The organism is Sandarakinorhabdus sp. DWP1-3-1 (assembly GCF_049896705.1).
Classification (GTDB): domain Bacteria; phylum Pseudomonadota; class Alphaproteobacteria; order Sphingomonadales; family Sphingomonadaceae; genus Sandarakinorhabdus.
In genome coordinates this window covers 1,405,534-1,424,459 of record NZ_JAFCUV010000001.1, presented here as the reverse complement: position 1 = coordinate 1,424,459, position 18,926 = coordinate 1,405,534, and the positions used below count along the sequence as shown (strand labels likewise).

Annotated in this window: 20 protein-coding genes; 7 read left to right on the top strand and 13 right to left on the bottom strand. The window is 68.1% G+C overall.

What is annotated here, in order from left to right; all coding sequences use genetic code 11:
- Positions 1 to 29 precede the first annotated feature (29 nt).
- Positions 30 to 1,124: a methylated-DNA--[protein]-cysteine S-methyltransferase gene (ogt, locus tag ACP7AI_RS06975; RefSeq protein WP_426165507.1), complete on the top strand. Its 1,095-nt coding sequence runs from the start codon at positions 30 to 32 to the stop codon at positions 1,122 to 1,124.
- Here the strand turns inward: ogt and ACP7AI_RS06970 are convergent.
- Entirely contained in the window at positions 1,061 to 2,266 is a 1,206-nt protein-coding gene (locus tag ACP7AI_RS06970; RefSeq protein ID WP_426165505.1) for an acyltransferase family protein, read from the bottom strand. The two genes, ogt and ACP7AI_RS06970, sit on opposite strands and share 64 nt — an antisense overlap.
- 168 nt (positions 2,267 to 2,434) lie before the next feature.
- Between ACP7AI_RS06970 and ACP7AI_RS06965 the strand changes: the two genes are divergently transcribed.
- Together ACP7AI_RS06965 and ACP7AI_RS06960 are read left to right on the top strand one after the other, a co-directional pair.
- Positions 2,435 to 3,202 (top strand): LytTR family DNA-binding domain-containing protein, encoded by a 768-nt coding sequence (locus ACP7AI_RS06965; RefSeq protein ID WP_426165503.1) that lies wholly within the window; start codon positions 2,435 to 2,437, stop codon positions 3,200 to 3,202.
- A gap of 35 nt (positions 3,203 to 3,237) precedes the next feature.
- Positions 3,238 to 3,510 carry a DUF3175 domain-containing protein gene (locus tag ACP7AI_RS06960; RefSeq protein ID WP_426165501.1) on the top strand — a complete coding sequence of 91 codons (273 nt, stop codon included), beginning with the start codon at positions 3,238 to 3,240 and terminating at the stop codon, positions 3,508 to 3,510.
- A 25-nt stretch (positions 3,511 to 3,535) separates the two neighbouring features.
- Here the strand turns inward: ACP7AI_RS06960 and ACP7AI_RS06955 are convergent, their stop codons facing one another.
- The 3 genes from ACP7AI_RS06955 to ACP7AI_RS06945 form a co-directional block, all read right to left on the bottom strand.
- Positions 3,536 to 5,539 (bottom strand): acetyl-CoA carboxylase biotin carboxylase subunit, encoded by a 2,004-nt coding sequence (locus ACP7AI_RS06955; RefSeq protein ID WP_426165499.1) that lies wholly within the window; start codon positions 5,537 to 5,539, stop codon positions 3,536 to 3,538.
- 54 nt (positions 5,540 to 5,593) lie between these two features.
- The gene (locus ACP7AI_RS06950; RefSeq protein ID WP_426165497.1) at positions 5,594 to 5,899 is read right to left on the bottom strand and encodes a UrcA family protein; all 306 of its coding nucleotides are present in this window, start codon (positions 5,897 to 5,899) and stop codon (positions 5,594 to 5,596) included.
- A 366-nt stretch (positions 5,900 to 6,265) separates the two neighbouring features.
- Entirely contained in the window at positions 6,266 to 6,742 is a 477-nt protein-coding gene (locus tag ACP7AI_RS06945; RefSeq protein ID WP_426165496.1) for a DUF2269 family protein, read from the bottom strand.
- Positions 6,743 to 6,921: 179 nt separating this feature from the next.
- Between ACP7AI_RS06945 and ACP7AI_RS06940 the strand changes: the two genes are divergently transcribed.
- Complete coding sequence (locus ACP7AI_RS06940; RefSeq protein WP_426165494.1) at positions 6,922 to 8,181, top strand: sulfotransferase family protein; 1,260 nt, start codon at positions 6,922 to 6,924, stop codon at positions 8,179 to 8,181.
- A 14-nt stretch (positions 8,182 to 8,195) separates the two neighbouring features.
- Here ACP7AI_RS06940 and ACP7AI_RS06935 read toward each other — a convergent pair whose 3' ends face one another.
- The 5 genes from ACP7AI_RS06935 to ACP7AI_RS06915 all read right to left on the bottom strand — a co-directional run bounded on the left by ACP7AI_RS06935 (position 8,196) and on the right by ACP7AI_RS06915 (position 11,986).
- Positions 8,196 to 9,722, bottom strand: coding sequence for an acyl-CoA carboxylase subunit beta (locus ACP7AI_RS06935; RefSeq protein ID WP_426165492.1), 1,527 nt, complete (start codon positions 9,720 to 9,722; stop codon positions 8,196 to 8,198).
- 114 nt (positions 9,723 to 9,836) lie between these two features.
- Positions 9,837 to 10,523: an ATP12 family chaperone protein gene (locus ACP7AI_RS06930; protein ID WP_426165490.1), complete on the bottom strand. Its 687-nt coding sequence runs from the start codon at positions 10,521 to 10,523 to the stop codon at positions 9,837 to 9,839.
- Positions 10,520 to 10,741 (bottom strand): hypothetical protein, encoded by a 222-nt coding sequence (locus ACP7AI_RS06925; protein WP_426165488.1) that lies wholly within the window; start codon positions 10,739 to 10,741, stop codon positions 10,520 to 10,522. Before ACP7AI_RS06925 ends, ACP7AI_RS06930 begins: the two co-directional genes overlap by 4 nt.
- Complete coding sequence (locus ACP7AI_RS06920) at positions 10,734 to 11,390, bottom strand: HAD-IA family hydrolase (RefSeq protein ID WP_426165486.1); 657 nt, start codon at positions 11,388 to 11,390, stop codon at positions 10,734 to 10,736. The genes ACP7AI_RS06925 and ACP7AI_RS06920 overlap by 8 nt, the downstream gene beginning before the upstream one ends.
- Positions 11,384 to 11,986: an FMN-binding negative transcriptional regulator gene (locus ACP7AI_RS06915; RefSeq protein WP_426165484.1), complete on the bottom strand. Its 603-nt coding sequence runs from the start codon at positions 11,984 to 11,986 to the stop codon at positions 11,384 to 11,386. The genes ACP7AI_RS06920 and ACP7AI_RS06915 overlap by 7 nt, the downstream gene beginning before the upstream one ends.
- A 76-nt stretch (positions 11,987 to 12,062) precedes the next feature.
- On the opposite strand from ACP7AI_RS06915, the gene ACP7AI_RS06910 reads away from it, so the two are divergent.
- Positions 12,063 to 13,175, top strand: coding sequence for an MBL fold metallo-hydrolase (locus ACP7AI_RS06910; RefSeq protein ID WP_426165482.1), 1,113 nt, complete (start codon positions 12,063 to 12,065; stop codon positions 13,173 to 13,175).
- A 47-nt stretch (positions 13,176 to 13,222) separates the two neighbouring features.
- On the opposite strand, the gene ACP7AI_RS06905 is transcribed toward ACP7AI_RS06910, so the two are convergent.
- A complete protein-coding gene (locus tag ACP7AI_RS06905) occupies positions 13,223 to 14,737 on the bottom strand; it encodes a M20/M25/M40 family metallo-hydrolase (RefSeq protein ID WP_426165480.1) in 1,515 nt (504 codons plus the stop codon).
- A 128-nt stretch (positions 14,738 to 14,865) separates the two neighbouring features.
- Here ACP7AI_RS06905 and ACP7AI_RS06900 point away from each other — a divergent pair, with 128 nt between their 5' ends.
- Positions 14,866 to 15,096 carry a hypothetical protein gene (locus ACP7AI_RS06900; protein WP_426165478.1) on the top strand — a complete coding sequence of 77 codons (231 nt, stop codon included), beginning with the start codon at positions 14,866 to 14,868 and terminating at the stop codon, positions 15,094 to 15,096.
- A gap of 3 nt (positions 15,097 to 15,099) precedes the next feature.
- On the opposite strand, the gene ACP7AI_RS06895 is transcribed toward ACP7AI_RS06900, so the two are convergent.
- Positions 15,100 to 16,581 (bottom strand): hypothetical protein, encoded by a 1,482-nt coding sequence (locus tag ACP7AI_RS06895; RefSeq protein ID WP_426165476.1) that lies wholly within the window; start codon positions 16,579 to 16,581, stop codon positions 15,100 to 15,102.
- Between the two features lie 123 nt (positions 16,582 to 16,704).
- On the opposite strand from ACP7AI_RS06895, the gene ACP7AI_RS06890 reads away from it, so the two are divergent.
- The gene (locus ACP7AI_RS06890) at positions 16,705 to 17,517 is read left to right on the top strand and encodes an SPOR domain-containing protein (RefSeq protein WP_426165474.1); all 813 of its coding nucleotides are present in this window, start codon (positions 16,705 to 16,707) and stop codon (positions 17,515 to 17,517) included.
- Here the strand turns inward: ACP7AI_RS06890 and rnhA are convergent.
- Positions 17,514 to 17,969 (bottom strand): ribonuclease HI, encoded by a 456-nt coding sequence (gene rnhA / locus ACP7AI_RS06885; protein WP_426165472.1) that lies wholly within the window; start codon positions 17,967 to 17,969, stop codon positions 17,514 to 17,516. The genes ACP7AI_RS06890 and rnhA overlap by 4 nt on opposite strands.
- Entirely contained in the window at positions 17,966 to 18,925 is a 960-nt protein-coding gene (thrB, locus tag ACP7AI_RS06880; RefSeq protein ID WP_426165470.1) for a homoserine kinase, read from the bottom strand. The genes rnhA and thrB overlap by 4 nt, the downstream gene beginning before the upstream one ends.
- Position 18,926: the final 1 nt, after the last annotated feature.

Sequence of the window (18,926 nt, the reverse complement as noted above, 5' to 3'; positions counted from 1 at the left end):
TGCGCTTCAGGCGGCGCTACACCAGCGCCATGACCATCCCCGACCCCGACACCTGCCGCGCCGCGATGCTCCGCCGCGACCGCGGCTATGACGGCGTCTTCTTCACCTGTGTGAAGACCACCGGCATCTACTGCCGCCCGATCTGCCCGGCGCGGCCGCCGCTGGCACAGAACTGCACCTTCGTCGCCAGCGCAGCCGCGGCCGTGGCGCTCGGCTTTCGCGCCTGCAAGCGTTGCCGCCCCGACAGCGCGCCGGGCTCGCCGGCGTGGAATGGCACCGCTGCCAGCGTCCGCCGCGCGCTCATTCTTATCGACGGCGGCGCCCTCGACGCCGGCGACGCCCCGGCGCCCGTGGAGTTGCTCGGCGACAAGCTCGGCGTCGGCGCGCGCCAAGTGCGCAGGCTGTTCGCCAAGCATCTCGGCGTCTCGCCGGTCGCCGTCGCCCAGGCCAAGCGGCTGGCGGCCGCGGTCCGCCTGATCGACGAGGGGCACATGCCGATGACCGAGATCGCCGCCGCCGCGGGCTTCGGCAGCGTCCGCCGCTTCAACGAAGTCTTTGCCGCCGTCCATGGCGAAACCCCCGCCACCCGCCGCAAACGCACCGCAGGAGCACAGCTGATGCAATTGACCCTCAGCCGCTACCGGGCGCCGGCCTTTGAAATCCTGGTCGTCAGCGATGGCGACGGCGTGCTGCGCGCGCTCGATTTCAGCGACTTCGAGGAACGCATGCATCGGCTGCTGGCGCGCCACTATGGCAGCTATGCGCTGGTTGACGGCGACGCGCCGCCGGCGATCGTGGCGGCGCTCGATGCCTATTTCGCCGGTGACCTGACCGCTCTCGATGCCTTGCCCGTCGCGACCGGCGGCACCCCGTTCCAGAAAAGCGTCTGGGCGGCGCTGCGCGCCATCCCGGCCGGTCGGACCAGCGGCTATGGCGCGCTGGCGGCGCAGCTCGGGCGGCCCGGCGCCGCCCGCGCCGTCGGCCTTGCCAATGGCAGCAACCCCATCGGCATCGTCATCCCCTGCCATCGGGTCATCGGCGCCTCCGGAGCGCTGACCGGCTATGCCGGCGGCGTGACGCGCAAAGCCTGGCTGCTGGCCCATGAAGGCGCGATCGGCGGCTGACGCAGCGGCCCCAAGCCGACCAGCGGCCGCAGCCAGCGCCAGCGCCGCCCGACCAGGTAGAACAGCGTGCAGCCGGCCATCGTCGCCGCCAGCAGCACGACAAATTCCGGCAGCGGCGACCACCCCAGCGGCCGCAGCCAGTACATCACGACGATGAGCACGGTCTGATGCGCGATATAGGCAGGGAACACCGCCTCCACCAACGTCGCGCGCCAGCGGTGATCACGCTGCCAATGCGCCTGGGCAAGACCTATCAGCCCGATGATGAACCCCCAGGCCTGGACCGCCCGCGCGACGCGCAGCGCCGCCAGTGGCCCGCCGGACAGCACGGTATCGGCCGCCAGCGACCAGTTGACGCCGGCAACGATGCCGCCGCCGATGATGCCGGCGACAAGGCACGGCCGCCACACTCGCGCAATGACCGCCCATGGCGCGCCGCCGGGGCCAAGGCCGAACCCGAACAGGAATGCCGCGCCATAGATCAGGTGCGCGCACCAGTCGTCGGTCAGGCCATGCGTTTCGGGAAAGCGATCGGCCAGGCCGATGCGGACCGTGGCGATGTAGACGGTGGGCACCGCCACCAGCCACCAGCCGCCGAACAGCCGGTCGAAACCGCGCTGGGCCGCGGCCCGCATTGCCGCGGGCAGCATGAGCAACAGCGCCAGCAGCAGCGTATAGACCCACAGATAGGCGACGAACCACAGATGGTTCCAGGTCGGCAGCGCGACGCCCAGGGCTTCGTCGAAGCGGAAATAGTCGTGCGTCCAGAACCAGCCGAAGCCGGCGCGATAGCCATGGTTGACCGTGATATCGACCCAGGCCTGCGGCGGCACCCACAGCATCATGCCCGCCACCAGCGGCACCGCCAGTCGCGCGGTACGGCCGCGCGCGAAACGGCCGGGGCCCGGGTCGCGCGCCAGCATGGCCCGCGAGGCGACTCCCGAGATCAGGAACAGAAGCGACAGCCGCCAGGCGTTCGACAGCATCATCACCGGCTCCAGCCAGCGTTGCGGCGCCGCGGTCTTGATATGGAATTCCCACGGCACGAAGACCATGCCGATATGGTAGAGGATCAGCAGCCCGAAGGCGCCGATCCGCAGCCAGTCGAGATCGTAGCGTCGTCCCGTCGTCACAGGCGTCATCGTCGCGTTCCTGCATTTCATGCGTGTCGAAACAACGCTAGGAAAGCGTGGGGCCGGCGTCGCGCGCCGCGTTGCCGGCGGCAGGCCCGGCGGGACAGACGGTGGATGGCTGGGATGGGCGGCGGGGCAGGCGGGACAGACGGCTGGCGACTGGATCGCGGTGACGCGATGATCCTGCTTGCCGTCACCGGACTGACGCTGCTGTTCGCCGTCGTCAATGCGCTGACCGTCGGCGACGACCTGGCCGAAGCCGGTGCCGTCGTCGCGGCCTGGGAACCCTGGGCCTGGGAACTGACCAGCGCCGCCTTCTGGATCGCCATCGCCATCCCGCTGATCCGGCTGCTGCGCCGGCTGCGACCGCCGCGGCTCGACTGGCCACGGGCGGCGCTGGCGATCGGCCTGCTGTCGCTGCCGCTTTGTGCCGCGCACCTCGGCTGGTTGGCCGTCAGCCGCGGCCTCGTCTATGCGGCGATGGGCAGTCGTTATGGCTATGACTGGGGCCCGGCCGGTCTTGTCTATGAATGGCGCAAAGACCTGTTGTCACTGGTCATGTTCGGCGTGATCGGCCTCTTGCTCGACCGGCCGGAAACGCCGGCGCCGGCGGCGGCCCCGGCGCCGCCCGGGCCTTTCCGCCTGGCAGTCCGCGACGGTGCCAGCATGCGCTGGTTCACCGCCACGGAGATCGAGCGGATCGAGGCGGCGGGCAATTATGTCGAGCTGCACACCGCCCGGGGCCCGGTGCTCCACCGCGCCACCCTGGCCGTCGTCGCCCATGCGCTGGCGCCGCACGGCTTTGTCCGCATCCACCGCTCGCGACTGGTGCGGCGCGATGCGGTGCTGGCGGTAACGGCTACTCCTGCGGGCGATTTCGAGGCGCGGCTGGCCAGCGGCGCCACCGTTGCCGGCAGTCGGCGGTTTCGCGGCAACCTTGTCTGAACGTTGCGTGTTGTGGTGGGCAGGAGGATGCCGCCATGGTCGATAAATGGTCGCAGGAGGTGACGGAGCACAGCGATGCGCTGGATGTCGAGCCCGGGCTGTTCAAGCAGGACGATCCCGCCGCCATCGCGCGCGGCCTGAAGAAAGCCGCCGAGGCAAGCACCCGGAAAAAGGGCACGCCGTTGCAATCGGCGATGGGCATGCTGACCTTCTACATCAACCGTGCCGGGCATAATCTGCCCAAAAAGCAGCTCAAGGTGCTGGAGGACGCCAAGGACGAGCTGCACAAGCTGTTCGGGCGGGATTAGTCCACCACCCGCGCCGGGCGGTGGGTCAGGCCGCAAACTCCAGGATCACCGCATCCACCGCGAGCGAATCCCCCGCCTTTGCCAGTACCTTGCCGATCGTGCCGGATTTTTCGGCGCGCAGGATATTTTCCATCTTCATCGCCTCGACCGTCGCCAGCTGCTGCCCGGCCTCGACCTTGTCGCCCTCGGCCACCGCGATGCTGACGACAAGTCCCGGCATCGGGCAGAGCAGATAACGGCTCATGTCCGGCGCCACCTTGGGAATCATGAAGCCGGCGAGCGCCGCCGCGCGCGGCGTCAGCACGCGGACGCGATGGGCGGCGCCGCGCGTGGTCACCTTCAGCCCGCTGCCCTGCTTCTCGATGCTCAGCGTGCGGGTGGCACCGTCGATCTCGGCTTCGAACAGCGGCGACCCGACGCGCCAATCGGTCGCCAGCCGGACCTCACGATCGCCAATCTCGATGCCGAACGACGCACCGTCACCCATGACCGCCACCGGGATCTGCTCGCCGGCGAGCTCGACTACCCAGTCCTCGCCATATTCGGCGCCATGGCCCGACAGCTGACCGTCGATCAGCTGCGCCCGCTCGGCCTCGATCGCCTGGACGACCGCGCTGGCCGCGGCGATGGCGTCGCGCGTCGCGGCATCGACCGGCGCGCCGTGGAAACCGTCGGGATATTCCTCGGCGATGAAGCCGGTGGTGACATTGTCTCCGGCCTGGAAACGCGGATGCGCCATGATGGCGCTCAGGAAATCGATATTGTGGCTGATGCCGCGGATGTAATAGCGGTCGAGCGCATCGGCCTGCGCCTTGATCGCCTGCGCCCGCGTCGGCGCCCAGGTGATCAGCTTGGCGATCATCGGGTCGTAGAACATGCTGATCTCGGCGCCTTCGACGACGCCGGTGTCGATGCGCACCAGCGCGGGGCCTTCGCGCCCGGCCTCGGGCGGCCGGCACGCAGACAGCCGGCCGATGCTGGGCAGGAAGCCGCGATACGGGTCCTCGGCATAGACGCGGGTCTCGATCGCCCAGCCGTTCAACTGGACATCGGCTTGGCCGAACGGCAGCGCCTCGCCGGCGGCGACGCGGATCATCAGCTCGACGAGATCGAGCCCGGTGATGCATTCGGTGACCGGATGCTCGACCTGCAGCCGGGTGTTCATTTCAAGGAAGTAGAAGCTGCGATCGGCGCCGGCGATGAACTCGACCGTGCCGGCGCTGGTGTAGCCGACGTTCTTGGCCAGCGCGACCGCCTGCTCGCCCATCGCGCGGCGCATCTCGGGCGTCACGAAGGGGGAGGGGGCTTCCTCGACGACCTTCTGGTGGCGGCGCTGGATCGAACAGTCGCGCTCGTTCAAATAAATGACGTTGCCGTGGCTGTCGCCGATCAGCTGGATCTCGATATGCCGCGGCTGCTCGACAAACTTTTCGATGAAGACCCGGTCGTCGCCGAAGCTTGCCAGCGCCTCGCGCTTGACGCTTTCAAAGCCTTCGCGGACATCGCCTTCGTTCCAGGCCAGCCGCATGCCCTTGCCGCCGCCGCCCGCCGATGCCTTCATCATCACCGGATAGCCGATGCCGCCGGCGATCTCGACCGCATGGTCTGTGCCATCGATTTCCCCGACGAAACCCGGCACCACCGACACACCCGCCGCCTTGGCGCGGCGCTTCGACTCGATCTTGTCGCCCATCGCCGCGATGGCGGGCGCCGGCGGGCCGATGAAGGCAATGCCGGCGGCGGTCAGCGCCTCGACGAAGCTGGCGCGTTCGCTGAGGAACCCATAGCCCGGATGTACCGCCTCGGCGCCGGTCGCCTTGCAGGCGGCGATGATCTTGTCAGCGACGAGGTAGGAATCGGCTGCAGCGGACGGCCCGATATGCACCGCCTCGTCGGCCTGCTGCACATGCAGCGCATTGGCGTCGGCATCCGAATAGACGGCAACCGTCGCGATGCCCATGGCACGGGCGGTGCGGATGACCCGGCAGGCGATTTCGCCGCGATTGGCGATAAGGATCTTCTTGAACATCGGCGCTCCCTGACGCCCGCTGTTCAAGCGGCGATGCGGGCTGGCGTCAAGCCGTCAGAAAGCGTCGGCGCGCGCCAAAAGGGCGCGTAGCTGCGGGGCCACCGCGGCGCGACGTTCCTCCCGGCAGGCGCGCAGCTCCGCCTCTTCATCCAGCGTGCCGAACACCGGCGCGCCGCAGACCGCCTTGACCGCGCGCTCGACCCGGCGCTCGAGCGCCTGGCGGCCGGTTTCCGACCCCAGGTCGATGTTGCTGGTGTCGATGCGGATGCTGTCCTGGTCGGCAACCGGCGTCGCGACAGCCGGCGCGGCCATGCCCAGCAGGGTGATGGCGAGCAGCGGCAGCAGGCGATCGTAGATCATGGTCCGTCTCCCTCACCGGGCCAGGAATGGCCCGTTCCCTCGGTGATAATGGAAAGCGTGCGCCGGGTTTTCGGCGCGATCAAGACGCCCTTGTCATCACAGTGTCACATAAGCGCCCTATGATCGGTTGTCCGAGTTGTGCGCTCGACGAGTTTTCATGACCCGTCAAGGCCTTGCCGCGTCGCAGCATCGAATGAATTTTTTTTTGCATCGGTCTAATTGCGTCACGCCGGCCCTGCGTTCCGCCCGTCACCCCGGCGAAGGCCGGGGCCCATCGACCACGAACTCCGGCACGCGACTAATCCTTGCCCGATCGCGTCGACTCGATCGCCCGCAAGGTGCGCTGCCGCGCTGAAAACCGCGACCTCAGACCGGCTTGGCCACCATCAGCCAGGTCACGGCGATCAGCGGCAGGGTCGCCACCAGACCCCAGACGATCCAGCGGCGGCTGTCGCGTCGATAAGCTTCGGGGATGACGCCGGTGCCCTCGAATGCGCGCGCCGCCCGGGCCTGGCGGATCTGGATCGGCACCAGCAGCCCCAGCCAGATCAGGCCGGCGACGAGGAACAGCCCCTGGCTCCACAGCAGCCAGCGGTCGCCGACGAGGTCGTATCGCCCGAGCCAGGCGGCACCATAGCCGCCACCGATGGTCAGCACGACCCCCCACAATGTCAGCATCCAGTCGGTATAGGTGACGAGCCTTTGCGCAAAGCCGACCACCCGGGCGTCGCCGGTGCGATCGGCAAAGAATTTCCAGATTGCCGTCGCGGTGATGTTGCCCATCAGCATGATGATGCCGGTGATGTGCAGGAACTTGCATATGTCGTAGAGCGTGGGAGTCATTCCTGCCGCATAGCGGTTGCGCGGCGGCCACGGTAGGGCCCGAAGCATCCAGGCTGAGCGCCGAGACGCGACGTTCGGCCGCCACTGTCGGATTCCCGTCGCGGACGCACTGAACCACCGTCATCTTATCGCGTTTACCGAGCATACCGCCGCGGGCTGCGGCCCTGCCGGGCAACAACATGTACCTCGATACCGCGTGCCAACCGAGTCCCGGCACAACCGGTGTCGCCCCGCCGAAGTACCGCCAGGGCACAATTCCCTTGCCGGCAGTCAATGCCGGCATCGTCAGACTTTGGGCAGCAGGGCTCAGGCCGCGCCCGGTTCTCGATGCGGAGCATCTGGTTGCGCGGGCCATGCGACGTATGCAGCTAACCGATTTCGGAAAGGGCAGGCATTGGCGGCCGCTGCTCGACTGTCTTGTCGCGGCCCTGCAAGACGCCGATCTCAGCCCACTCGGGGAAGTTGTGGCCGAGAGCCAGTTGACCGGCGCACTGGCCGCTCGGCTGCGGGCACGCGCTATACTCAAGGCCAATCCCGAGATTGTGGCGATTCCGATCACGGCGCCAATCGTTATCGTCGGCCAGATGCGTTCGGGTACAACACGGCTGCAGCGCCTGCTGGCCGCCGATCCGCGGCTCGATCATACGCGCCTTTACGAAAGCCGGCTGCCGGTCGGCATTGATCGTCCGACGCCTTTCGACTTTCGCCGTGCGCATGTGGCCATCTGGCTGGCGGCCACCCGCGCGCTCAACCCCGACTTCGACGTCATTCATCCGACAGTCGCGACCGCGCCGGACGAGGAGGCGGGCCTGCTGGGCCTGACGCTCTGCAGCAGCCAATATGAGATCCAGTGGCGGGTGCCAGCCTATGCCCGCGCTTGCGAGGCGCTTGATCGAACGCCGATTTATGCCGAATTCAAGACGCTTTTGCAGATCACGCGCTGGCTGAGGGGTTGCGACACGGCTGCGGACAGGCCGTGGGTGCTGAAGGTGCCGCAGTTCAGTCAGGACCTCGCCGCCCTGTTAGCCGTCTTTCCGGATGCGCGGCTGCTGTGCCTCGACCGCGACGGCGCAACCACGCTCGCGTCGTCGACGTCGCTGGTCCACAATCAGATGGCCATGCAGGCCAATTCGGTCGATCCCCAATGGATCGGTCGCGAATGGTTGCACAAGATTGCGCTACGCGACCGCGTCCGGCGCGACGTGCTTTCCGCCGGCGCGACCTCGCATCTTGTCATCGACTATGACGCCATGGGTCGGGACTGGTTGGCGGAAATGCAGCGCGTCTACAATTTTATCGGCATCGAATTGACGCCCGCCGTCGTCGACCGGATGTCCGCCTTCCTCACGTCTTCTGCCCAGCGCCATGCGCATCGCTATGAGCTTCAGCAGTTTGGCCTCAATCCCGATGGTGTTCGACGGCGGCTTGCGAGCACCTGAATGTGCAGCCGCATTTAAAGCGGAATGTTGTCGTGCTTCTTCCAGGGGTTTTCGAGCTTCTTGGTGCGGAGCACCTGCAGGCCGCGGGCGATGCGGCGGCGGGTCGAATGCGGCATGATGACTTCGTCGATGAAGCCCTTTGATGCCGCCACGAAAGGGTTGGCAAACCGCGCCTCGTACTCGGCGGTGCGCTCGGCGATCTCCTCGGCGCTCTTGCCGCGGAAGATGATCTCTACCGCGCCCTTGGCGCCCATCACGGCGATCTCGGCGGTCGGCCAGGCGTAGTTCAGGTCGCCGCGCAGATGCTTCGACGCCATCACGTCATAGGCGCCGCCATAGGCCTTCCTCGTGATGACGGTGATCTTGGGCACCGTCGCTTCGGCATAGGCGAACAGCAGCTTGGCGCCGTGCTTGATGATGCCGTTATGCTCCTGGGCAACGCCGGGCAGGAAGCCGGGGACGTCGACGAAGGTAATGATGGGGATGCTGAAGGCATCACAGAAGCGGACGAAGCGCGCGGCTTTCTTCGATGAATTGATGTCGAGGCAGCCGGCCAGCACCATCGGCTGGTTGGCGACGATGCCGACGCTGTGGCCCTCGATGCGGGCGAAACCGATGATGATGTTGCCGGCATGGCTCGGCTGTAATTCGAAGAACTCGCCTTCGTCGGCGACCTTCCGGATCAGCTCGTGCATGTCATAGGGCTTATTGGCCGAAGGCGGCACCAGCGTGTCGAGGCTCATCTCCGCCCGCGTCGGATCGTCGGCCGACGGGCGATAGGGCGCGCCGTCGCGGTTGTTGAGCGGCAGGAAATCGAAGAACAGCCGGGTCCGCAGCAGCGCGTCGACATCGTCCTCCATTGCCACATCGGCGACGCCCGACTTGGTCGTGTGGGTGATGGCGCCGCCCAGGTCCTCCTGGGTCACGACCTCGTTGGTGACGGTCTTCACCACATCGGGGCCGGTGACGAACATGTAACTGGAATCCTTCACCATGAAGATGAAGTCGGTCATGGCCGGCGAGTATACCGCGCCGCCCGCGCACGGCCCCATGATCAGGCTGATCTGCGGCACGACGCCCGAGGCCAGCACGTTGCGCTGGAAAACCTCGGCATAGCCCCCGAGGGACGCCACGCCTTCCTGAATACGCGCGCCGCCGCTGTCGTTGAGGCCGATCACCGGCGCCCCGACCTTCATCGCCATATCCATGATCTTGCAGATCTTCTGGGCGTGGCGTTCGGACAGGGAGCCGCCGAAGACGGTAAAATCTTGGGAAAACACGAAGACCAGCCGGCCATTGATAGTGCCCGATCCGGTCACGACGCCATCGCCGGGGATGACCTGTTCCGCCATGCCGAAATCGACGCAATTATGCTCGACGTACATGTCGAGCTCCTCGAACGACCCCGGATCGAGCAGGATGTCGAGCCGCTCGCGCGCCGTCAGCCGGCCCTTGGCGTGCTGGGCGGCGACGCGCTTTGGCCCGCCACCGGCGCGTGCCGCGTCGCGCCGGCGTTCGAGTTCTTCGAGGGTCTTGAGCATGGCGTTCCCCGGTTTGTTGCCCGATTGCTTAGCAGCGGCGGCGCGGAGGTAAAGGGTGAAGCCGCGCCCCTCCCGCTTGCGGGAGGGGCCGGGGGTGGGGGAGTCCGGCGCAGGTCACAGCAGCCGCAGCAACCCCACGGCCGCCGCCAGCTCGCTCTGCCGCTCGGCGTGCCCAGCCTCGGCGAGCGGGTCCCTGCCCCATTGCTCGGCCTGCCACAGCTCGTCGAGATGGCCAAGCGCCCAGGCTTCGCCGGCGTCGATCTGCGCTTCGGCAACCGCCAGCCCGATCACCGCCGAGCCGCAGATGGTGACGACCGGGTTGAGCGCCGCCAGCCGGAACGCATCGAATGCGGCATAGGCCGCGCCGATGCGCGCCAGCGTCGCCGGCGGCTGGGGCTGGTGGATGATGCCGGTGACCAGCCGGAAATCGACATCGTAGCGGCGCCGCGCCCAGGCCAGCAGCGGGTCCCATTCGGCCTGTTGCCGCGCCACCAGCGGCATCGGATGGTCGGCGCGATAAGCGAGCAGCTCGGTTTCGACAAAGCGCGCCAGCCCGGCGGCGAAGGTCGCGGTGTCCGGCGCGATTCGTTCGATCGCGGCATTGGCCAGCCCGGTCAGCGGCATCGACCGCGGCACGATGGCGTCGCCCTGTGCCTGCCATTCGGCGGCGATCGCCTCGGCCAGCCCCAGCGTCGGCAGATCGAGCGCCAGCCGGCCGGGGGTCCGCAGCGGCCGGCCGTCGAGTGTCACGCCGAACGGCCCGGTGCCGATGGGCTCGGCCTGCTTGTAGAACCGCTTCATCGTTCGGGCCGCGTCGTCAGGCCGAGATGGCGCGGCCGCACGAACAGCGCACCGGCGCCGATGGCGAGCAGGATGGCACCCGCCGCCGTCGTCCCGCCGCGCAGCAGCACCACGCCGCCGACGAGTATCGCAAGGCCGACGAGCTTCAGCAGGAAATACAGGATGAAGCGCTTCTTCGCCTCGGCGGCACTCAGGACCGGGGCAGGGCCGTCAGCCATCGATCAGTCTCCGCAAATGGGCGCCGTCGAGCGCCACCCCGACGGCGCCGGCCTCGATCAGTTCCGCCGCATCGTGATAGCCCCAATCGACGCCGATCGCCCGCACGCCGGCATTGGCGCCCATCGCCATGTCGAACACCGTGTCGCCGACGATGACGGCGTCGGCGCTGGTCGCGCCGGCATCGGCGAGCGCCGTCCACAGCATCGACGGATGCGGCTTCGACGGGTGACGATCGGCGGTCTGCAGCGTGATGAAATGATCGGCGATGCCGTGATGCGCCAGCGCCAGCGCCAGGCCGCGATCGGACTTGCCGGTGGCCACGCCGAGCAGCCAGCCATTGTCGCGCAAGTGATCGAGCGTGTCGGCGATACCGTCGTACAGCGGCTCGGGATCGAGCGTCTTGTCGGCGCGCAACCGCTGAAAGGCGTGCTTGTAATCCTGCGCCAGGCTCAGGTGTAGCGCCGGCTCGGCATCAGGCAACAGCACCTGCATCGATTCGACCAGGCTGAGGCCCACGATGCGGCGGGTGGCGTGCTCGGGCGGCGGCACCAGGCCGTGACGCTCGAATGTCGCCGCCATCGCCCGCAGGATGTTGACCTGGCTATCGATCAGCGTCCCGTCGCAGTCGAAGACGGCGAGCCTCACCAACCCCGCGTCCTCCGGATCTCGCGGGCACCGCCGGTTTCGCCGATGCGTTCCAGCGCCGCGACGACGCCGCGGGCGTCGGCCTCGCTGCGATTCTGGCTGTGCTTGTCGGTGGTGCGGACGCTGTCGATGCCGAGCTCAAAGGCGGTGATCGCCTTCATCATCGCGTCGCGGCGCGCCGGCGCCATCTTGTTCATCGTCCAGTCCTCGCCGACCCGCGATTCGAAGGTGGCCGCCGACAGGTCGAGCAGGTCGCCGAGATCGTCCCAGCCGAGCTTTGTCACCACGCCCTCGATCTCGACGCTGCGGTAATTCCAGGTCGGCACATTGGCAGCCGGGTCGGCATACCAGTTGGGGCTGATGTAGTTGCCCGGGCCGCCGATGCTGGCGAGCAGCGGTTCGCCATCGAGATGCGGCGTCAGCGCATTGGTGTTCGCGAGATGGAAGCGCAACGTGCCGGCCAGCGTCACCAGCAGCGGCGCATGCGCCACGCGCGGACCATCGGGCGTCATCCCGAACAGATGCGCAAAGCCATGGGCCGCGACGAAGGCCAGCGCCGGGTCGTCGGGCCTGAAGCGAAAGGCGGGGTTGGGATGCACGACCTGCCTATTCCAGCAGGCGGTGCTTTCGGCAAGGAGAGTCGACTTGCCGTGTACGTCAACCTAAGGGTGAGGCATGTCCGACATGTCGCTGACCGATCCGGCCGCCGTGCCCTACCAGCGCATCGCCGCCAGCTCGGCCGAGGCGCGGACGCCCGATGAAATCCGCGGGCTGCGCTATCCCTTCGGCCGCTGGGTGCCCGACCACGGCACCATGTTCGAGGTCGCGCCCGGCATCTACTGGACGCGCATGGGCCTGCCGTTCGGGCTCGACCACATCAACCTCTGGGTGCTCGACGCGGGGGACGGCTGGGCCATTATCGACACCGGTGTCAACCTGGGCGCCAGCAAGAAGGCCTGGGAGGCGCTTTTCGCCGGGCCGATGGCGGGCAAGCCGGTCACCCGGCTGATCGTCACCCACTATCATCCCGATCACCTGGGCCTGGCCGGCTGGCTGTGCCAGCGCTGGAATATCCCGCTGGAAATCGCCCGGACGGAGTTCCTGCTGGCGCGATCGCTGACGCTCGACGTGCGCAGCGAGCCGCCGCCCGAAGCGGTCGATTTCAGCATCCGCGCCGGCTGGCCTGAACAGGCGGTCGACATGATGAAGACCAAGGCCTGGGGCAGCTTCCACAAGATCGTCTACCCGCTGCCGACCGGCTTCAAGCGCATCAAGGACGGCGATGTGCTGACCATCGGCGCGCGGCAGTGGCGCATCGTCACCGGCCGCGGCCATGCGCCGGAGCATTCGTGCCTCGTCAGCGACGACGGCATCATGATCTCCGGCGACCAGGTGCTGCCGCGCATCACCAGCAACGTCTCGGTCTATCCGACCGAGCCCTATGCCGACCCGCTGGGCGACTGGCTTGAGAGCATCGAGACGTTGCGGGCGATCGACCTGGCTGTGCTGGTGCTTCCGGCCCACAACGAGCCGTTCACCGGGCTGCACACCCGCCTCGACCAGCTTCGCGACGACCATCTCGACAAGCTGGCCAAGCTGACCGCCTTTTGCGCCGAGCCGCGGACCGCGGTCGACAGCTTCGCGACGCTGTTCCGCAAGCCGGTCGGCGAAAGCGACTATGGCATCGCGACCGGGGAGGCGGTGGCGCACCTCCACTGGCTCGAGGAGCGCGGCCGCATCCGCCGGGTCAGCGATGCCGGTGGGGTGGACCGGTTCGTCGCGGTTTAGACCTACGGGTTCGTCATCCCGGCGAAGGCCGGGATGACGAATGGACTCTACGAAACCACCGCCATCTCGTAGAGAAAGTCCACGAAGCCCATCGTGCACCCCACCAGCCCCTGCACTTTGGGATTGCTCGAATCGACGACGAAATACTCGTTGGGCGCATGGGCGCCGCTGCCGTGGCCAAGGCCGAACTGGCCCGCCGACAGGCTCACCGGCGGCTGGGTAAAGACGCTGCCCGGCCAGGACCCAGCATTGCGCGGGTACAGCGTCTGTTCGACGCCGGCGCGCTTGTAGACCGCCTGCTGGGCGCGGATGACACGGCTGGTCTCCGACGTTTCGGTCGGGTCGTACCCACCGCTGACAACGACCTCGATATCGCCGAAGCCGCGCTTTTTCAGATGGGCGCGCAGCTTGGTCTCGGCCTCCTTGAACGTCTGGTTCGGCACCAGCCGGCATTCGAGCTTGGCCTCGGCCCGGCCGGGCAGCACGGTCTTGCCTCCCTGGCCGGTGTAGCCCGCCACCAGCCCCTGGATATTGACCGTCGGCTGCGAGGCCAGGCGCTCCAGCGTCTGCTGCCAGGGTTCGTCGTTGATCCACATCTTGACGCCCATCGCCGCCTTGGCCTCGGCCTCGTTGCCGGCCTTGGCCGTAGCGGCGATCAGTTCCTTTTCACGCGCCGTCAGCGGGCGGACGTTTTCGAACCAGCCATCGATCGCCGGGGTATGGCCATCGGCCTCCACCAGCGTGTTCAGCGCCTGGACCAGATGCCAGACCGGGCTGTCGACATGGGCGTGCTGCGACGAATGGATGTCGCCCTTGGGCCCCTTGCCCCAGCGTTCGCCGCTGGCGATCAGCTGAAACTCCATCGGTCCCTTGGAACCGAGATTGATCGTGACCGCGCCGTTGCGGCTCTGCCAGGCGGTCGGGATGACGATCCCTTCGCATTTTTTGAGCGCTGCCAGCACTTCCGGCTTCTGGACGATCTGATGGAAATGCGGGGATGCGATTTCCTCCTCGCCCTCCGCCACCAGCACCAGGTTGACCGGCAGCTTTTTGCCCGCCGCGCGGATGGCGTGCAGCGCCGCGAGGAAGGCCGCTTCGGGGCCCTTCTGGTTGATGGCGCCGCGGCCGACGATGACCTTGCCGAACCCGGGCTTGTCGACCAATGCCGCATCGAACGGCGGAGTCGTCCATTCGGACGGGTTCACCTGCTTGACGTCGTACATGAAATAGATGCCGACGGTGCGCTTGGCTCCGGCATCGAGCGTCGCGAAGATGCCCGGTTCGCCGTCGGTCGGCACCTTGGCGACCTTCTGGAAGCCGGCGTCCTTGAGCAGGCCCATCGTATAGTCGCAGGCGCTGTCCATCTGCCATTTTTCGGCGGCAATACCCGGATGGCGGATCCAGTCCTGGATGCGCTTGACGCTGGCATCCTTGCCGGCCTCGACGGCGGTGCGGATGGCCTCGAGATCGGCGGTGGCTGCCGACGCGCGGGCGGCGGGCGCCAGCGCGGCAACGGCGGTCGCGGCGAGCAGAGTGCGCCGGTCGATATTGGTGTCGGTCATGCTGTCGGTATCCCCTTGTTTACTGCAGTAAAGCCGGGCCTTGGCAGCGTGTCCAGCACACAGCGCTTGATCGGGCCTGAGCGCGCTCCCATGTGGAGGCGAGGTTCGGGCAGGCAGGGATACCGGCGATGGCGCTTGAGAATTATGTCGTCGTCAGGGCCGGGGCCCAGTGGCGGATCAGTTTCAGCGGCAACCTCTATGGCTATTACCCGGACGCCGCGGCGGCGACGGCGGTGGCGATCGAAACGGCGCAAAAGGCTGCGGCGTCGGGGTTGGCCGCGGCGGTGCTTGTCGAATGCGACGGCGGCGGCTTCCAGACCGCGGCATCGTTCGAGCCCGAGGTTCCAGCGGCCGGCTGAGCATCACTCCGCCGGCGGCGGCGCGCCCCGTGACGGCCGTTGCACCAGCGCGAGGAAACCCGCCTTGTCGCCAGCCTGGGCCCGTTGCAGCAGCGCTCCGGCGATCGCTGTCATGGCGACATTGTGGGACGAATAGGCCAGCGGCGCCAGGATACGGCTCGCCTCCGCCAGTCGATCGGCCTGTGCCAGCGCGGTGGCGGTGACGAGCACCACCTCGCCGACCTGGGGTGCCAGTTCGTGCGCCCGCAGCGCCACGGCGAGATCATTGTCGTCCAGCCGCCCGATGCGGGGATCGGCGAGCCGGACATAGGCGAGCATCGTCCGCCAGTCGCTGGGGTCGGCACGATAGGACCGGACCAGTAGCCGCCGCATTGCCGCGCGATCGGCGCCGTCCGACGCCAATGCCCGCCAGCGCAGCAGCTTCGCATCGTCGGGGGCCTCGGCAAGCAGCGCGTCGATCAGCGGTGCTGCCGCGCCCCGATCGCCGAGCCGCAGGGTCGCAAAGGCCAGCACCCGCCGGGCGAATGCATCGCCCGGATAGCGTGCGGTCGCCTTGGTTATTTCGGCCAGCGCCCTCCGGTTGTCGCGCGGCCGCGTCAGCTCCAGCGCCGTCAGCCGCAGCAGCAGCGCATCGGCCGATGGCGGCAGCGCCGTCACCCGAACATCGGCCGCGGCGACCGAGGGCCTTGGAAAGCGCGACAGCGTCATGTCGCGGCTGGTCATGTAGCGTCGCAGCCGGCGCTCGAACGCCTCGATGTCGGGGTCGACATGCTCGCGAAAGGCGCTGAGGGAATCGGCGCCGCCCGCCACCGCCGCCAGATAGGCGCGCAGCCTCGCCGACTGGCCGGGCACCCGCTGCAGGTAATGCGCGAGCAGCCAGCTTTCGGCGTAGAAGGCCGCGGTTTCGGCCGGCCCGCGCAACGCCGGATCGCGCGCCAGCAGCCGGGTCAGCGGCAGCCAGTCGCCGCGCACGAGCTGGCTGCCGCGGCCGGGCGGCACGCCGCCGAACTCGATGGTGTCGGCGTTGAACTTGGCCGTGGCGAAATATTCGGCAAAGCCCTCGACGTACCATTTCGGATAGGCGGCGGTGTTGCTGCCCAGCATGAAGTGATGAGTGTATTCGTGCAGCAGGATGACCTGTCCGGTCGCGCCGGTTTCAGCAAAGGCGGCGATGCGGCCGGGCGTGGCGACATAAAAGCCGGCGATATTCTGGTCGGGCCGTTCAAAGGGCATCGCGTCGGCGACATCGTCGATCAGAAAGACATCGAGCCGGGGCGCGCCTTCGGGCAGGTCGCGCCGGTTGGTCAGCAGCTTCAGCAGCGCGACATAATCCTCGAGCAGGGTGGCGCGCTCGCGCAGCCGTTTTTCGGACTGGCGATCGTAAACCCTGAAATGCGCGGTTTCGGCGACCCGCCAGGTGGCGAGGGCAGGGGCCGCGGCGATCAGCAGCAGGGCGCCGACGAGCCAGCGCGGGATCAAGCTCATGCGCGTCGGTTCCGTCTCGTCAGGTCTCGCTTGCGTACCTTCGACCAGCAGCTTCGCCGCCGTCAAGCGGGCCTTGGTCGCAGCCGTGGCGCGGTTGGGCGCAGGCGACGCTTGCCGGGATGCGTGCCGCTGCGCCACTGTCCGCTGGTGCAGAACCGCCGCATCGCCCTGTTGCTTCTCGGCCTCGGCTTGGCGGCCTGTACGACGCGCCAGCCGCCAGCGCCGGTCGCGGCGACGGCCGCACCGGGGCCGCAGACCACGTCTGGCCTGACCGCCGGGGAACGTGTCTGGCATTTGCGGGCCGCGCTCAACGTCGCGGCGCTCGCCTGCCCGTCGCGCACCGGCGGCGCCATTGTCGATCGCTACAATCGGCTGCTGCGCGACCGCAAGGCGCCGCTCGCCGAAGCCTATCAGGCCGAGGTGGCGGTGTTCCGCGGCCGCCATGGCGACGGCTGGCAGGCACCGTTCGACCGCAGCATGACCAGCCTCTACAACCGCTTTGCCGCGCCCGACGGGCAGGCGGCGTTTTGCCGGGAGGCCGACGCGATCGCCGCCGAGGCGCTGGCGACGCCCGACCTTGCGGCCTTCGCGGGTCCGGCGCTGCTGCGGATCGAGGCGGCCTTAGCCGCGCCGCCGCCGGTTGTTGCCGTGGCTAATGCGCCGCAGGTGCGCGCCGCAGCGCCGGCCGCCGCGGGTGTCGGCTGGCGCATCCAGCTCGGCGCCTTCACCGGGGCAGCCGCCGCAGCCGCGGCCTGGGACCGCATCCGCAGCCGCCAGCCGAGCCTCGCCGGCTATGCGCCGCATTACGAGCCCGTGCCGGCCCGGCCGCAGCTTACCCGCCTGCAGATCGGCAATGCCACCGATCGGGGCAGTGCGCTGACCCTGTGCGCGCTCGCGGCCGCCGGCGGCTTCGATTGCATCCCGGTGCGCCGCTAGCGGCCGCGCAGATTGGCGATCGCCTCGTTCGCCAGTTGGTCGGCGCGTTCGTTGTCGGGATCGCCCGAATGGCCCTTCACCCAGCGCCACTCGACCTTGTGCCGGGCCGTCGCGTCGAGCAGCGCCTGCCATAGCTCGGCATTCTTCACCGGCTTTTTGTCGGCCGTCTTCCAGCCGTTGCGCTTCCAGCCATGGATCCACTTGGTGATGCCGTCGCGGACATAGTTGCTGTCGGTCGACAGGATCACCTCGGCCGGCCGGGTCAGCGCCTTCAGCGCCTCGATGGCGCCGGTGAGTTCCATGCGGTTGTTGGTGGTATGCGCCTCGGCGCCCATCAGCACCTTCTCGCTGCCGTTCGCGGCGCGCAGGATCGCGCCCCAGCCGCCGACGCCGGGATTGCCCTTGCAGGCGCCATCGGTAGCGATGATCACGCGGGGAAGCGGCTCGGTCATCGGCCGAGCACCATGTCGGGCGTGGCGGCGGCGTACCAGGCGAGACGGCGTCCGAACGCCATCGGGTCCTTGCGCGTCACCAGCGCATCGGCCGGCGTGTTCAGCCAGTCATAGGCGCGGGTCAGCACAAAGCGCAGTGCCGCGCCCTGGCCGAGCAACGGCAGTGCTGCCACCTCCGCCGCCGACAGGCCGCGTGTCTCGGCATGACCGGCGGCAAGCGCGGCGGCGCGGGCGGGATGGTAGGTGGCGCCGTCGGGTGAAAAGCACCAGGCCGAATGGGTCGTCATATAGTCATAGGCAATCAGGTCGGTGCAGGCGAAATAGAAGTCGATCAGGCCGGTGATCCGCCCGCCGAGCATCAGCACATTGTCGGGGAACAGGTCGGTATGGACGGTGGCGCGTGGCAGGTCGGACGGCCAGGCGGTGGTCGCGGCCAGCGCGGCGTCAATCAGGTCGGGCAGTGCCGGGTCGATACTGCCGGTACGGCCGTCGCATTTCCCCGCCATCGCCGGCCAATGCGGCTGGCCGAGATCATTGGCGCGCTCTGCCGTGAAGTCGTCGACGGCGCGGTGCAGCCGGCCGAGCGCGGCGCCGACCTCGTGCGACTGGGCCACGCTGGGGTCCGTGATCGACACGCCGGGGACAAACTCGATGAGGCAGGCGGGGCGGTCGTTAAGGCGCTGCAACGCGAAGCCCTGCCGATCGACAATCGGGCGCGGGACGGGCAGACGCTTGTCGGCAAGATGCGTGGTCAATGCCAGGAACCAGGGCAGCGCCGCGGTTTCGACGCGATCCTCGTATAGCGTCAGGATATAGCGGCCGCGCGTGGTCTCGAGCAGGAAGTTGCTGTTCTGGACGCCCTCGGCGATGCCCTTGAAGCTGGTCGCTTCACCGATATCGTAGCGGGTCAGGAACGTCTCGAGATCGGCCGCTGTGACCGGGGTGAAGACCGCCATC

What these genes read in the sequence shown, in the direction of transcription:
- ogt (WP_426165507.1), top strand. Translation starts at nt 30, where the DNA reads ATGACCATCCCCGACCCCGACACCTGCCGCGCCGCGATGCTCCGCCGC.
- ACP7AI_RS06970 (WP_426165505.1), bottom strand. Translation starts at nt 2,266, where the DNA reads ATGACGCCTGTGACGACGGGACGACGCTACGATCTCGACTGGCTGCGG.
- ACP7AI_RS06965 (WP_426165503.1), top strand. Translation starts at nt 2,435, where the DNA reads ATGATCCTGCTTGCCGTCACCGGACTGACGCTGCTGTTCGCCGTCGTC.
- ACP7AI_RS06960 (WP_426165501.1), top strand. Translation starts at nt 3,238, where the DNA reads ATGGTCGATAAATGGTCGCAGGAGGTGACGGAGCACAGCGATGCGCTG.
- ACP7AI_RS06955 (WP_426165499.1), bottom strand. Translation starts at nt 5,539, where the DNA reads ATGTTCAAGAAGATCCTTATCGCCAATCGCGGCGAAATCGCCTGCCGG.
- ACP7AI_RS06950 (WP_426165497.1), bottom strand. Translation starts at nt 5,899, where the DNA reads ATGATCTACGATCGCCTGCTGCCGCTGCTCGCCATCACCCTGCTGGGC.
- ACP7AI_RS06945 (WP_426165496.1), bottom strand. Translation starts at nt 6,742, where the DNA reads ATGACTCCCACGCTCTACGACATATGCAAGTTCCTGCACATCACCGGC.
- ACP7AI_RS06940 (WP_426165494.1), top strand. Translation starts at nt 6,922, where the DNA reads ATGTACCTCGATACCGCGTGCCAACCGAGTCCCGGCACAACCGGTGTC.
- ACP7AI_RS06935 (WP_426165492.1), bottom strand. Translation starts at nt 9,722, where the DNA reads ATGCTCAAGACCCTCGAAGAACTCGAACGCCGGCGCGACGCGGCACGC.
- ACP7AI_RS06930 (WP_426165490.1), bottom strand. Translation starts at nt 10,523, where the DNA reads ATGAAGCGGTTCTACAAGCAGGCCGAGCCCATCGGCACCGGGCCGTTC.
- ACP7AI_RS06925 (WP_426165488.1), bottom strand. Translation starts at nt 10,741, where the DNA reads ATGGCTGACGGCCCTGCCCCGGTCCTGAGTGCCGCCGAGGCGAAGAAG.
- ACP7AI_RS06910 (WP_426165482.1), top strand. Translation starts at nt 12,063, where the DNA reads ATGTCCGACATGTCGCTGACCGATCCGGCCGCCGTGCCCTACCAGCGC.
- ACP7AI_RS06905 (WP_426165480.1), bottom strand. Translation starts at nt 14,737, where the DNA reads ATGACCGACACCAATATCGACCGGCGCACTCTGCTCGCCGCGACCGCC.
- ACP7AI_RS06900 (WP_426165478.1), top strand. Translation starts at nt 14,866, where the DNA reads ATGGCGCTTGAGAATTATGTCGTCGTCAGGGCCGGGGCCCAGTGGCGG.
- ACP7AI_RS06895 (WP_426165476.1), bottom strand. Translation starts at nt 16,581, where the DNA reads ATGAGCTTGATCCCGCGCTGGCTCGTCGGCGCCCTGCTGCTGATCGCC.
- rnhA (WP_426165472.1), bottom strand. Translation starts at nt 17,969, where the DNA reads ATGACCGAGCCGCTTCCCCGCGTGATCATCGCTACCGATGGCGCCTGC.
- thrB (WP_426165470.1), bottom strand. Translation starts at nt 18,925, where the DNA reads ATGGCGGTCTTCACCCCGGTCACAGCGGCCGATCTCGAGACGTTCCTG.